Here is a 13,765-nt window from a genome sequence, read left to right on the forward strand (position 1 = left end):
GCCCCGGGCGACTGGCCCGCCGCCGACACCCAGGCGGCCCGCGCGCTGGCCCGCGCCCGCGCCACCCGTACCGCGCTCGTCCGCCACGGCAGCCGTCCCGGCCTCGCCGATCTGGTCCCCCACAAGGAGGCAGAGGCCCACGCCCGGGCGCTCCTCGCACCGATCGGCGCCACCAACGCGCTCACCGAGACCCTGCGCACCTGGCTGTCCCTGCACGGCAGTTGGGACCGTACTGCGGTGGCCCTCTCCGTCCACCGCAACACCGTCCGCCAGCGCATCGCCCGCTGCGCCACCTTGCTGAACGCGGACCTGGACGACGCGGACGTCCGCATGGAGCTGTGGTTCGCGCTGAAGCAGACGGAGCAGGGCTGACCGGCCGGTTCCGCGAGTGAGCCACGTAGTGACCCACGTCCCACGGTGCGGGACATCGGCACTCCCGGCGGAGCGCCCCGGCAGAATGGGTGCATGCCGATACCCGGGATCCCCAGCCGCGCCGAGCTCGTCGACCACCTCGTTCGGACCCGTATCGCGGGCGACGTCGCCACACCCCGCGAGAACAACCTCTCCCACTACCGCAAGCTCGCGAACGGCGACCGCAACTACTGGCTCGGCCTGGAATTCGGCGACCGCTGGAGCGACGAGCAGGACGTCCTCGCGGTCATGGCGGAGCGCTGCGGCGTCAACGACGACCCCGAGTACCGCTACGGCCAGGACACCATCGACCCGGAGCTGACGGCCGACGCCCTGGAACGCCTGGCGGCGCGCCTGCGCAAGGCCGCCGACGGCGAACAGCGCGTCCTGCTCGCCACCGGCCACCCCGGCGGACTCCTCGACGTCCACCGCGCCACCGCCGCCGCGCTGCGCGCCGCGGGCTGCGAGATCGTCGTCATCCCGGACGGCCTGCAGACGGAGGAGGGGTACGTCATGCAGTTCGCGGACGTGGCCGTCCTGGAGCACGGCGCGACGCTCTGGCACACCCACTCCGGGGAGCCGATGCGCGCGATCCTGCGGGCTCTTGAGGGGGCGGGCCGTCCCCTTCCCGACCTGGTCGTCGCCGACCACGGCTGGGCGGGCTGCGCGGGCCGGCTCGGCATCGACTCGGTCGGGTACGCCGACTGCAACGACCCGGCACTCTTCCTCGCCGAGGCCGAGGGCACGCTCCAGGTGACGGTCCCCCTCGACGACCACGTCACGAGCCCGCGCCACTACGACCCGCTGACGGCGTACCTGCTGAACGCTGCGGGACTCGCGGCCACCGGCTGAGAGGCGTCAGCGGGGTACCCGGACGACGCCCTCCTGGATCACCGAGATCGCGAGCCGGCCGTCCTGCGTGTAGATGCGGGCCTGGCCGAGCCCCCGGCCGCCACACGCGGACGGCGACTCCTGGTCGTACAGCAGCCACTCGTCGGCGCGGAACGGCCGGTGGAACCACATCGCGTGGTCCAGGGAGGCCCCGACGACATCCCCGACGGCCCAGCCGCCGCGCCCGTGGGCGAGCAGGACGGAGTCCAGGAGCGTCATGTCGGACACGTACGTGGCGAGGGCGATGTGCAGCTGGGGGTCCCCCCAGACGGAGCCCGGGGGAGGGTCGTCGTCCAGCTTGCCGTTGGTGCGGAACCACACCTGGGAGTGCGGCTCGCGCGGCTCGCCGAACGCACCGTACGGCGGCTCGTCGACATAGCGCAGGTCGACCGCCTCGCGCGCCTCGAGGAACCTCTCCACGACGTGGGGGGCGAGGTGGGCGTAGCCCCGCAGCCGTTCCTGGGAGCTGGGCAGCGTCTCCGGGTCGGGCGCGGGCGGCATCGGGGCCTGGTGCTCCATGCCCTCCTCGTACGTCTGGAAGGACGCGGAGAGGTGGAAGATCGGCTGCCCGTGCTGGACCGCGACCACCCGGCGGGTGGTGAAGGAGCGGCCGTCGCGGATCCGGTCGACGTTGTAGACGATGGGGGCCCCGGGGTCGCCGGGGACCAGGAAGTAGGCGTGCAGCGAGTGCGCGAACCGGTCCTCGGGGACCGTGCGCCCCGCGGCGACCAGTGCCTGGGCCGCCACCTGCCCGCCGAAGACCCGCGGGACGACGGCGGACCGGGACTGGCCGCGGAAGATGTCCCGCTCGATCCGCTCCAGGTCGAGCAGATCGAGCAGGGACTCAAGTGCCTGACTCATGGCGCCAGTTGTATGGGGCACTCTTTTCGCGGACCTTACAGGCCCATGTCCTTGGCGATGATCGACTTCATGATCTCGCTGGTGCCGCCGTAGATGCGGTTGACGCGGTTGTCGGCGTACAGGCGGGCGATCGGGTACTCGTTCATGTAGCCGTAGCCGCCGTGCAGCTGGAGGCAGCGGTCGATGACGCGGTGGGCGACCTCGGTGCAGAACAGCTTCGCGGAGGCGGCCTCGGCGGGGGTCAGCTCTCCGGCGTCCAGGGCCTCCGTCGCGCGGTCGGCGACGGCCTCGGCGGCGTCCACCTCGGCCTGGCAGGCGGCCAGCTCGAACTTGGTGTTCTGGAAGTGCGCCACCGGCTTGCCGAAGACGGTGCGCTCCTGGACGTACTGCTTGGCGAACCGGACGGCGGCCTTGGCCTGCGCGTAGGCGCCGAAGGCTATGCCCCAGCGCTCGGAGGCGAGGTTGTGGCCGAGGTAGTAGAAGCCCTTGTTCTCCTCGCCGAGCAGGTCCTCGACCGGGACCTTCACATCGACGAATGCCAGCTCGGCGGTGTCGGAGGTCTTCAGGCCGAGCTTGTCGAGCTTGCGGCCGACGGAGTAGCCCTCGGACTTGGTGTCCACGGCGAACAGGGAGATGCCGTGGCGGCGGTCCTCGGCCGTCGGGGCGGCGGTGCGGGCGCAGACGATGACCTTGTCGGCGTGCACACCGCCCGTGATGAAGGTCTTGGCGCCGTTGAGGACGTAGTGCGTGCCGTCCTCGGAGAGCTTGGCGGTGGACTTCATGCCCGCGAGGTCGGAGCCGGTGCCCGGCTCGGTCATCGCGATGGCCCACATCTCCTCGCCGGAGACGAATTTCGGCAGGTAGCGCTTCTTCTGCTCGTCGGTGGCGAGCATCTTGATGTACGGCAGGGCGAGCAGCACGTGCACGCCGGAGCCGCCGAACTGGACGCCGGCGCGGGCGGTCTCCTCGTACAGGACGGCCTCGAACTTGTGGCTGTCCAGGCCCGCGCCGCCGAACTCCTCGGGGACGTTGATGCCGAAGATGCCCAGCTCACCGAGCTTGTAGTAGAAGTCGCGCGGCGCCTGGCCGGCGGCGAACCACTCGTCGTAGACCGGCACGACCTCGGCCTCGATGAAGGCGCGCAGGGTCTCCCGGAACGCCTCGTGATCTTCGTTGAACACCGTACGGCGCACCGCCGCCACCTCCACCTGGGTATATCTAAGCGCTTGCTCAGAGAAACCGTACCGGCGAGTATGGACAGTCGTCCAGAGCAACCAACGCGTAACCCTCGTCACGCTTGCGGAGCAGCCGTCTCAATCCGTCCCGGCCGCCCCGAAGGCCCCCCTGGCCATACGGTGCAACAGCGCGGCCGTGGCCCCGCGGCCCGGCAGCGCACCCGCGCGCCCCAGATGCGGTGTCGAGTTGAGCAGCCCGAACACCGAGTGCACGGCCGAACGCGCGGCCGGTTCGGCCAGGTCCGGGTACACCTCGCGGACGATCTCCACCCACAGCTCGACGTACTGCCGCTGCAGCTGTCGTACGAGCTTGCGGTCGCTGTCCCGGAGGCGGTCCAGCTCCCGGTCGTGCAGGGTGATCAGGGGACGGTCGTCGAGCGCGAAGTCGATGTGCCCCTCGATCAGCGAGTCGAGGACCGCCTCGGGGTCCCGTCCCGCGGGTCCCCCGTCGGCCTCGGCGAGCCGCCGCCTGGCCCCGGTCAGCAGCTGCCCGCTGATCCCGACGAGCAGCTCGGCGAGCATCGCGTCCTTGCCTGCGAAGTGCCGGTACAGACCGGGGCCGCTGATGCCGACCGCGGCCCCTATCTCGTCGACCCCGACGCCGTGGAAGCCGCGCTCGGCGAACAGCCGCGCGGCCTCCTTCAGGATCTGTTCGCGACGGGTGGGGGCGTCGGTTCTCGTGGCCATGAAAGTAATTCTAGACAGGGAGGTTAGCGCTCGTTAACCTGAAGGAAATGCGTTAACGCTCATTAACAGGTGAGGGGACCGCAGGATGCAGGAGGCACCGGAGCTGACGAGCGCGGCAGATCCCGCGTCGGAGGCCTGGCGGGCCAACGAGGCGGCACACCGCGCCCTGGCCGAGGAGTTGCGCGGCAAGCTGGCCGCGGCCCGGCTGGGCGGCGGCGAGAAGGCCCGCGCGCGCCACACCGCGCGCGGCAAGCTGCTGCCGCGCGACCGGGTCGACACGCTGCTGGATCCGGGATCGCCCTTCCTGGAGCTGGCGCCCCTGGCCGCCGACGGGATGTACGACGGGCAGGCCCCGGCCGCCGGCGTGGTCGCCGGGATCGGGCGGGTCAGCGGCCGGGAGTGCGTGATCGTCGCCAATGACGCCACGGTCAAGGGCGGCACGTACTACCCGATGACGGTGAAGAAGCACCTGCGGGCCCAGGAAGTGGCCCTCGACAACCGCCTCCCCTGCGTCTACCTCGTCGACTCCGGAGGCGCCTTCCTGCCGATGCAGGACGAGGTGTTCCCCGACCGCGAGCACTTCGGCCGGATCTTCTACAACCAGGCGCGGATGTCGGGCGCCGGCATTCCGCAGATCGCGGCCGTCCTCGGCTCCTGCACGGCGGGCGGGGCGTATGTCCCGGCGATGAGCGACGAGGCCGTGATCGTGCGGAACCAGGGCACGATCTTCCTGGGCGGCCCGCCTCTGGTGAAGGCGGCCACCGGCGAGGTGGTGACCGCCGAGGAACTGGGCGGCGGCGAGGTCCACGCGCGTGTGTCGGGCGTGACGGACCACCTCGCGGAGGACGACGCGCACGCCCTGCGGATCGTCCGGACCATCGTCTCGACGCTCCCCGCGCGCGGACCGCTGCCCTGGGAGGCCGTCCCGTCCGTGGAGCCGAAGCTGGATCCGTCCGGGTTGTACGGCGCGGTCCCGGTCGACTCCCGCACCCCCTACGACGTACGCGAGGTCATCGCGCGCGTGGTGGACGCCTCTCGCTTCGCCGAGTTCAAGGCGGAGTTCGGGCAGACCCTCGTCACCGGCTTCGCCCGTATCCACGGCCACCCGGTCGGGATCGTCGCCAACAACGGCATCCTGTTCTCCGAATCGGCCCAGAAGGGCGCCCACTTCATCGAGCTGTGCGACCAGCGCGGCATTCCGCTGGTGTTCCTGCAGAACATCTCGGGCTTCATGGTGGGGCGCGACTACGAGGCGGGCGGCATCGCCAAGCACGGGGCCAAGATGGTCACCGCGGTCGCCTGCACCCGCGTACCGAAGCTCACGGTCGTGATCGGCGGCTCGTTCGGCGCGGGCAACTACTCGATGTGCGGCCGGGCGTATTCGCCGCGCTTCCTGTGGATGTGGCCGAACGCCAAGATCTCGGTGATGGGCGGCGAGCAGGCCGCGTCGGTCCTCGCGACCGTCAAGCGCGACCAGTTGGAGTCGCGCGGGGAGTCCTGGCCCGCGGAGGAAGAGGAAGCCTTCAAGGCGCCGATCCGCGCACAGTACGAGCGCCAGGGGAACGCCTACTACGCGACTGCGCGCCTGTGGGACGACGGTGTGATCGACCCGCTGGAGACCCGGCAGGTGCTCGGCCTCGCCCTGACGGCGTGCGCCAACGCGCCTCTGGGCGAGCCCCAGTTCGGCGTCTTCCGGATGTGAGGGTGGGAATGTTCGAGACAGTCCTTGTGGCCAACCGCGGTGAGATCGCCGTACGCGTCATTCGTACGCTGCGGTCGATGGGCGTGCGCTCGGTGGCGGTCTTCTCCGACGCCGACGCGGACGCCCGCCATGTCCGGGAGGCCGACACGGCGGTACGGATCGGACCGGCACCGGCCGCCGAGAGCTATCTGTCGGTGGAGCAGATCCTCCGGGCGGCGGCCCGCACCGGCGCGCAGGCGGTGCACCCGGGGTACGGCTTCCTCGCGGAGAACGCGGCGTTCGCGCGCGCGTGCACGCAGGCGGGCCTGGTCTTCATCGGGCCTCCCGCGGACGCGATCTCGCTCATGGGCGACAAGATCCGCGCCAAGGAGACGGTGAAGGCGGCCGGGGTCCCGGTCGTGCCTGGGTCGAGCGGCAGCGGGCTGACGGACGCGGAGCTGGCCGACGCCGCCCGCGGGATCGGCATGCCGGTGCTGCTGAAGCCGAGCGCGGGCGGCGGCGGCAAGGGCATGCGGCTCGTCCGGGACCCGGCGGTGCTGGCCGACGAGATCGCCGCCGCCCGCCGTGAGGCGCGCGCCTCCTTCGGCGACGACACGCTCCTCGTGGAGCGCTGGGTCGACGGCCCCCGCCATATCGAGATCCAGGTCCTGGCGGACGCCCACGGCAACGTGGTGCACCTGGGCGAGCGCGAGTGCTCCCTCCAGCGCCGCCACCAGAAGATCATCGAGGAGGCGCCGAGCGTGCTCCTCAACGAGGCCACGCGCGCGGCGATGGGCGAGGCGGCGGTCCAGGCGGCACGCTCGTGCGGGTACGAGGGCGCGGGCACGGTGGAGTTCATCGTCCCGGGCGGCGACCCCTCTTCGTACTACTTCATGGAGATGAACACCCGCCTCCAGGTGGAGCACCCGGTCACCGAGCTGATCACGGGCCTGGACCTGGTGGAGTGGCAGCTGCGGGTGGCGGCGGGCGAGCGGCTGGCCTTCGGGCAGGAGGACGTCACGCTCACCGGGCACGCGATCGAGGCCCGCATCTGCGCCGAGGACCCCTCCCGCGGCTTCCTGCCGTCGGGCGGCACGGTGCTGCGGCTGCACGAGCCGCAGGGCGACGGAGTGCGCACCGACTCGGGCCTGTCCGAGGGCACCGAGGTCGGCAGCCTGTACGACCCGATGCTGTCGAAGGTCATCGCGTACGGCCCCGACCGCGCGACCGCGCTGCGCAAGCTCCGGGCGGCCCTCGCGGAGACGGTCACCCTGGGCGTGCAGACCAACGCCGGCTTCCTGCGCCGTCTGCTGGCCCATCCGACGGTCGTGGCGGGCGAGTTGGACACGGGGCTGGTGGAGCGGGAGGTGGACGGCCTCGTATCGGCCGAGGTGCCGGAGGAGGTCTACGCCGCGGCGGCACTGCTGCGCCACGCGGCCCTGGGCAGCCGCCGGCCGGGCTGGGTCGATCCCTTCTCCGTGCCGGACGGCTGGCGCCTGGGCGGCGAGCGCGCCTGGACGCCCTACCACCTGCGGGTGCCGGGCCACGACCCGGTGACCGTCCGCGTGCGCGGCACGTCGGACGGCGCGGTCGAGCTGCTGCCGGACGGCGGGGAGCCACTGCGCGGGCCCTCGGGCCTGCCGGACGGCCCGGGACCCGAAGGCCGGTTCACCTTCCGGCTCGAGGACGCCACCCACACCTTCGCCGCCCTGCCGGATGGCACCTGGCTCGGCCGCGACGGCGAGGCCTGGCACATGCGCGACCACGATCCGGTCGCCGCGTCGCTCGCCGGTGGCGCCCGGGCGGGCACCGACTCGCTGACCGCGCCCATGCCCGGCACCGTGACCGTGGTGAAGGTGGCCGTCGGGGACGAGGTGACCGCCGGGCAGAGCCTGCTGGTGGTCGAGGCGATGAAGATGGAGCACGTCATCTCCGCCCCGCACGCCGGGACCGTCGCCGAACTGGACGTCAGCCCCGGCACGACGGTCGCCATGGACCAGGTGCTGGCCGTGATCGCACCGCACGAGCAGGACACGGAGGCGGAGGAATGACCGTTCAGGGACTGCCCATGGTCGTACCGTCCGAGGACCTGCCCCCGAGGGTCAGGATCCACGAGGTCGGCCCGCGCGACGGCCTGCAGAACGAACAGCGCACGGTACCGACGGAGGTGAAGGCGGAGTTCATCCGCCGGCTCGCCGCCGCGGGCCTGACCACCATCGAGGCCACCAGCTTCGTGCACCCCAAGTGGGTGCCACAGCTCGCCGACGCCGAGCAGTTGTACCCGATGGTCGGCGATCTGCAGGTGGCGCTTCCGGTCCTCGTGCCGAACGAACGCGGCCTGGACCGCGCCCTCGCGCTCGGCGCCCGCCGGGTCGCCGTCTTCGCCAGCGTCACCGAGTCCTTCGCGAAGGCCAACCTCAATCGCACGGTGGACGAGGCCCTCGCGATGTTCGAGCCGGTGGTCGCGCACGCGAAGGACCGGAAGCTACACGTCCGCGGCTATCTGTCCATGTGCTTCGGCGACCCGTGGGAGGGCCCGGTCCCCATCCACCAGGTCGTCCGCGTCAGCAAGGCACTCATGGACATGGGCTGCGACGAGTTGAGCCTGGGCGACACGATCGGCGTGGCGACGCCGGGCCACGTCCAGGACCTGCTGTCCGAACTGAACGAGGAGGGCGTGCCGACCAGTGCCCTCGGCGTGCACTTCCACGACACCTACGGCCAGGCACTCGCCAACACCCTGGCCGCGCTCCAGCACGGCGTGACGACAGTCGACGCCTCCGCGGGCGGCCTCGGCGGCTGCCCGTACGCCAAGTCCGCCACCGGAAACCTCGCCACGGAAGACCTGGTGTGGATGCTTCAGGGCCTCGGCATCGACACCGGGGTCGACCTCGGCCGGCTCACCGCCACAAGCGTGTGGATGGCCGCGCACCTGGACCGGCCCAGCCCGTCCCGCACCGTCCGAGCCCTCTCCCACAAGGAGTGACCCCCCATGGACCATCACCTCTCCCCCGAGCTGGAGGAACTCCGGCGCACGGTCGAGGAGTTCGCACACGATGTCGTGGCTCCCAAGATCGGCGACTTCTACGAGCGCCATGAGTTCCCGTACGAGATCGTCCGCGAGATGGGCCGCATGGGCCTGTTCGGCCTGCCGTTCCCGGAGGAGTACGGCGGAATGGGCGGCGACTACCTTGCGCTGGGCATCGCCCTGGAGGAACTCGCCCGCGTCGACTCGTCCATCGCCATCACCCTCGAGGCGGGCGTCTCCCTGGGCGCCATGCCGGTCTATCGCTTCGGCACGGAGGCCCAGAAGCAGGAGTGGCTCCCGCGCCTGTGCTCCGGCGAACTCCTGGGCGCCTTCGGCCTCACGGAACCGGACGGCGGTTCGGACGCGGGGGCGACGCGCACGACGGCTCGCCTGGACCCGGAGACCGACGAGTGGGTGATCAACGGCACCAAGTGCTTCATCACCAACTCGGGCACCGACATCACGGGCCTGGTGACGGTCACGGCGGTCACGGGCCGCACGGGGGACGGCCGCCCGCTGATCTCCTCGATCATCGTCCCGTCCGGCACGCCCGGCTTCACGGTGGCGGCCCCGTACTCGAAGGTCGGCTGGAACGCGTCGGACACCCGTGAGCTGTCCTTCGCGGACGTCCGTGTCCCGGCCGCGAACCTGCTGGGCGAGGAGGGCCGCGGGTACGCGCAGTTCCTGCGCATCCTGGACGAGGGCCGTATCGCGATCTCGGCGCTGGCGACCGGGCTGGCGCAGGGCTGCGTGGACGAATCGGTGAAGTACGCGAAGGAGCGGCACGCGTTCGGCCGCAGCATCGGTGGCTACCAGGCGATCCAGTTCAAGATCGCGGACATGGAGATGAAGGCGCACACGGCGCGCCTGGCGTGGCGCGACGCGGCCTCACGCCTGGTCTCAGGCGAGCCCTTCAAGAAGGAGGCGGCCCTGGCGAAGCTGTACTCGTCCACGATCGCGGTGGACAACGCCCGCGACGCCACCCAGATCCACGGCGGCTACGGCTTCATGAACGAGTACCCGGTGGCCCGCATGTGGCGCGACTCCAAGATCCTGGAGATCGGTGAGGGCACGAGCGAGGTGCAACGGATGCTGATCGCCCGGGAGCTGGGGCTGGCGGGCTGAGCCGCCCGAAAGAAAACGGGAAGGGGTCTGGACCATAGGGACCGGCCCGTCCGACCCCTTCCTCGCACGAACACACGACCACACGAACGTCCGAACGCCCGAACGTCCGAACTCGGGCTGCGCCTGCGAGACCGGCTTTCACGCTACCGCCCGGGGCACGCAGCGGAAGGGCTATCGTGGGTCCGTGCCCGCCCACGAGTTCATCCGTATCGTTTCCCGCGACTCGCCCATGGCGCTGGCCCAGGTGGAGCGCGTGCGCGGGGAGCTCGCCGCGCTGTACCCCGGCATCCGCACCGAGGTCGTGCCCGTCAAGACCACCGGCGACAAGTGGATGGGCGATCTCTCCCAGGTCGAGGGCAAGGGAGCGTTCACCAAGGAGGTCGACGCCGCCCTCCTGGCCGGAGCAGCGGACCTGGCCGTGCACTGCGTCAAGGATGTTCCGGCCGACCGCCCGCTCCCGGCCGGAACCGTCTTCGCCGCGTTCCTCCGGCGCGACGACATCCGCGACGCCCTCGTCCACCCCGGCGGGCTCACTCTCGACGAACTCCCCGCCGGTACCCGCATCGGGACCTCCTCGGTGCGACGCACCGCCCAGCTCGCCGCCTCCCACCCGCACCTCACCTGCGTACCGATGCGCGGCAACGCCAACCGGCGTCTGGAGAAACTCGCCGCGGGTCATGCCGACGCGCTGTTGCTGGCCGTCTCCGGCCTGGAGCGCATCGACCGCCGCGACGTGATCAGCGAGGTCCTGCCGACCGACGTGATGATGCCGCCGATCGGCGCCGGGATCCTCGCCGTGCAGTGCCGCGAGGACGACACAGGCCTGATCGACACGGTCAGCGCTCTCGGCGACCCCGACACCCACCGCGAGGCGACCGCCGAGCGCATGCTCATCCACGTCCTGCAGGGCCACTGCAACTCCCCGATCGCGGGCTACGCCAAAGCCGCTCTGAACGGGGACCTCTCCCTGAGGGCATCCGTGTTCACCCCCGACGGCAAGACCATCCTCAACGCCCACGAATGGGCGGGGCCCCTCGACCCCGCCACGCTGGGCACCTCGGTCGCCGTCACGCTCCTGCGCCAGGGCGCACGCGAGCTGATCGACTCCATTCCCCACTGACGCCACTCGCGTCAGCCGTCAACGCGTCGCGGTCGCAAGCCTGTCCGGCTGGGCGCGAACCGTCTTCGCCGGCATCTCGGCTGCCCTGCTCGGGTCGGCCGTGCTCCAGGCGTGGAACACCCCGACCGTCGGCCCAAGCCGCTCCTTCCGCACGGCGACCACGGCTACGACAGCGGAACGGCACGAACAGCGGCAATCCGGTACCGCACCCCACCACGGATACTTAGTTAGGTTAGGCTAACCTTCGTTCGACTCGCCCGGCGGACGCCCCGCCCCGTTCGAAGGCAGACCACACCCATGCCCAACGCCCGTACTCCCAGCCCCACTCGCCGCGGCATTCTCAGCGCCGGCGGCGTCCTCGGCCTCGGCGCCGTGCTCGCGGCCTGTGGGGACGGCAAGGCGAAAGGCGCGGGCTCGGGCGGCGAGGGGAAGGGCGCGTCCGGTCCCTGGTCCTTCAAGGACGACCGCGGCCAGAGCGCGAAGGCGGACAGGACCCCGTCGGCCGTCGTCGCGTTCGTGGGCGTCGCCGCCGCGCTTCACGACTACGGCATCGAGGTGAAGGGCGTCTTCGGGCCGACGAAAACCAAGGACGGCAAGGCCGACATCCAGGCCGGCGACCTCGACATCGGCAAGGTGACGATCCTCGGCAACGAATGGGGCCAGTTCAACATCGAGAAGTACGCGGCCCTCGCCCCGGACCTGCTCGTCACCACCATGTTCGACGCCGCCGGAACCCTGTGGTACATCCCTGAGGAGTCCAGGAAGAAGATCCTCGCCGTCGGCGCCCCGAGCGTCGGCATCTCCGTCTACGACCGCCAGTTGACCGGTTCCCTGCAGCGCATGCTGGAGCTCGCGAAGTCGCTCGGCGCGGATACCGCCTCCGCGAGGATCGCCCAGGGGAAGAAGCGGTTCGAGGACGCCGCCGCCCGGCTGCGGGCGGCCACCAAGGCCAAGCCCGGCATCAAGGTGCTGGCGGGCTCCGCGAGCCAGGACGTCTTCTACGTCTCCGGCTCGAACCTCTCCGTCGACCTGGAGTACTTCAAGGCGCTCGGCGTGAACTTCGTCGAGCCTCCCGCCTCCGCGCTGAAGGCGAGCGGCGGCTGGTTCGAGAACCTGAGCTGGGAGAACGTCGACAAGTACCGGGCCGACGTCATCATGATGGACAACCGCTCCTCGGCCATCCAGCCCGCCGACATCACCGAGGCGACCTGGAAGAAGCTTCCCGCGGTCAAGGCGGGCCAGGTCATCGCCCGCAACCCCGAGCCGATCCTGTCGTACGCCAAGTGCGCCCCGCTGCTCGAGGGCCTCGCCAAGGCCATCGAGGGCGCCGGAAAGGTCGGTTGACCTTCCGGACACGCAGCGCCACGAGCAGCACGCTTCGCTCCCCGAGCGGCTCACACCGCGCCGCGGGCGACTCAACCCGGCGCCGCGAACAGCTCACTTCGCTCAGCGAGCCGCACACCCGCAACGCGAGCGGCACACCTCGATCCCATGCGCAGCTCAACTCGCACCGCGAACAGCGTCACTCCGCACCGCGAACAGCGTCACTCCGCACCGCGAACAGCGTCACTCCGCACCGCGAACAGCGCACCCCAGCACCATGAGCGACTCACCCCCCACCACGAGCAGCGCACCCCCCACCACGAGCAGCGCACCCACCACCACGAACAACCCACCCCCCCACCACGAACAACCCACCTCGCACCACGAACAACCCACCCCCCAACGCGCCTCCGTAATCCCCCACACCCTGACGATGACTCAGGAGCTCATATGACGACGGCCGTAGCCGCTCCGTTCCGTTTCTTTTCCCTCCAGGTCGTACGGACGAGGCGGCTCGGTCCGTCCCTTCTCCGTGTCACCTTCGCGGGGGACGACCTGCGCGCCTTCCGCTCCGCCGGAGCCGACCAGTCGCTGTCGCTGTTCCTGCCGCATCCGGGCCAGAGCGAGCCCGCGATCCCGATCGAGCTGGGCGACAACCGGTGGCACGGGTGGCGCGAACTCCCCGACGACGTAAGGGCGGTGATGCGCTCGTACACGCTCAGGACCCTGCGGCGCGACCCCGACGAGATCGACATCGACTTCGTCCTGCACGGCGTGGCACCGGGCGCGACCGCCCCGGCAGGCCCGGCCTCGCGCTGGGCCTCCCGCGCCACGGCAGGTGACCGCGTCGTCCTGCTCGGGCCCGCGATCGAGGACAACCGTGCCATCCGCTTCCGTCCGCCCGAGGACACGGATCTGGTGGTGCTCTGGGCCGACGAGACGGCCGTGCCCGCCGCCTCGGCGATCCTCGAACGGCTGCCCGCGCGCACACGCGCCCGCGTCTGGCTGGAGGTCGGGCACGCCGAGGACATCCACGACCTGGTGACCGAGGCCGACGCGGAGATCACCTGGCTGGTACGCGGCGAGGTCTCCCACCACCCCAAGGGCGTGGGAGGTGCCCCCGCCCCCAGGAGCCTCACCGCACCGCGGGAGGCCGAACTCCCCCCGGCCGGAGCGCCGTACGTCTGGATCGCGGGTGAGTCCGGCCGGGTCAAGGAGTTGCGTCGGCACTTCGTCCGCGAACGCGGCATCGATCGCAGGCGCGTGACCTTCGTCGGTTACTGGCGGCGGGGGCTGAGCGAGGAACAGTTGCGCCAACAGGAGTGACGGCGGGTGCAAGGGGATCGAATCGACCCCATGTAACTTAGGTTAGGCTAACCTAAATCAAGCCAGGCGACTCCGCC

General features: G+C 71.0%; 12 protein-coding genes. 9 read left to right on the forward strand and 3 right to left on the reverse strand.

Annotated features, from left to right (window positions below; genetic code table 11):
- Both AAW14_RS35600 and AAW14_RS35605 read left to right on the forward strand, forming a co-directional pair.
- Window positions 1-372, forward strand: a 372-nt coding sequence (locus AAW14_RS35600; RefSeq protein ID WP_265568589.1) for a PucR family transcriptional regulator, incomplete at its 5' end; no start/stop codon positions are given.
- Between the two features lie 93 nt (window positions 373-465).
- Window positions 466-1,263, forward strand: a complete 798-nt coding sequence (locus AAW14_RS35605) for a phosphatase (protein WP_265568590.1) — start codon at window positions 466-468, stop codon at window positions 1,261-1,263.
- Window positions 1,264-1,269: 6 nt separating this feature from the next.
- Here AAW14_RS35605 and AAW14_RS35610 read toward each other — a convergent pair whose 3' ends face one another.
- From AAW14_RS35610 to AAW14_RS35620, 3 genes are all read right to left on the reverse strand, one after another.
- Entirely contained in the window at window positions 1,270-2,163 is an 894-nt protein-coding gene (locus tag AAW14_RS35610) for an acyl-CoA thioesterase (RefSeq protein WP_265568591.1), read from the reverse strand.
- A 35-nt stretch (window positions 2,164-2,198) separates the two neighbouring features.
- Window positions 2,199-3,356, reverse strand: a complete 1,158-nt coding sequence (locus AAW14_RS35615) for an acyl-CoA dehydrogenase family protein (protein ID WP_031159773.1) — start codon at window positions 3,354-3,356, stop codon at window positions 2,199-2,201.
- Window positions 3,357-3,476: 120 nt separating this feature from the next.
- The gene (locus tag AAW14_RS35620; RefSeq protein ID WP_265568592.1) at window positions 3,477-4,085 is read right to left on the reverse strand and encodes a TetR/AcrR family transcriptional regulator; all 609 of its coding nucleotides are present in this window, start codon (window positions 4,083-4,085) and stop codon (window positions 3,477-3,479) included.
- Window positions 4,086-4,170: 85 nt separating this feature from the next.
- Between AAW14_RS35620 and AAW14_RS35625 the strand changes: the two genes are divergently transcribed.
- The 7 genes from AAW14_RS35625 (at window position 4,171) to AAW14_RS35655 (ending at window position 13,688) form a co-directional block, all read left to right on the forward strand.
- Entirely contained in the window at window positions 4,171-5,787 is a 1,617-nt protein-coding gene (locus tag AAW14_RS35625) for a carboxyl transferase domain-containing protein (RefSeq protein ID WP_265568593.1), read from the forward strand.
- Window positions 5,788-5,795: 8 nt separating this feature from the next.
- A complete protein-coding gene (locus AAW14_RS35630) occupies window positions 5,796-7,817 on the forward strand; it encodes an acetyl/propionyl/methylcrotonyl-CoA carboxylase subunit alpha (RefSeq protein ID WP_265568594.1) in 2,022 nt (673 codons plus the stop codon).
- Complete coding sequence (locus tag AAW14_RS35635) at window positions 7,814-8,752, forward strand: hydroxymethylglutaryl-CoA lyase (protein WP_265568595.1); 939 nt, start codon at window positions 7,814-7,816, stop codon at window positions 8,750-8,752. Before AAW14_RS35630 ends, AAW14_RS35635 begins: the two co-directional genes overlap by 4 nt.
- A gap of 6 nt (window positions 8,753-8,758) precedes the next feature.
- Window positions 8,759-9,919 (forward strand): acyl-CoA dehydrogenase family protein, encoded by a 1,161-nt coding sequence (locus tag AAW14_RS35640; protein WP_265568596.1) that lies wholly within the window; start codon window positions 8,759-8,761, stop codon window positions 9,917-9,919.
- Between the two features lie 184 nt (window positions 9,920-10,103).
- Window positions 10,104-11,039: a hydroxymethylbilane synthase gene (hemC, locus tag AAW14_RS35645; protein ID WP_265568597.1), complete on the forward strand. Its 936-nt coding sequence runs from the start codon at window positions 10,104-10,106 to the stop codon at window positions 11,037-11,039.
- 297 nt (window positions 11,040-11,336) lie between these two features.
- Complete coding sequence (locus AAW14_RS35650; protein WP_265568598.1) at window positions 11,337-12,383, forward strand: ABC transporter substrate-binding protein; 1,047 nt, start codon at window positions 11,337-11,339, stop codon at window positions 12,381-12,383.
- 429 nt (window positions 12,384-12,812) lie between these two features.
- Window positions 12,813-13,688 carry a siderophore-interacting protein gene (locus AAW14_RS35655; RefSeq protein ID WP_265568599.1) on the forward strand — a complete coding sequence of 292 codons (876 nt, stop codon included), beginning with the start codon at window positions 12,813-12,815 and terminating at the stop codon, window positions 13,686-13,688.
- The last annotated feature ends 77 nt before the right edge of the window (window positions 13,689-13,765 follow it).

Origin of the sequence: Streptomyces hygroscopicus, from assembly GCF_026168105.1 — a bacterium.
Taxonomy (GTDB): Bacteria; Actinomycetota; Actinomycetes; order Streptomycetales; family Streptomycetaceae; genus Streptomyces; species Streptomyces hygroscopicus_D.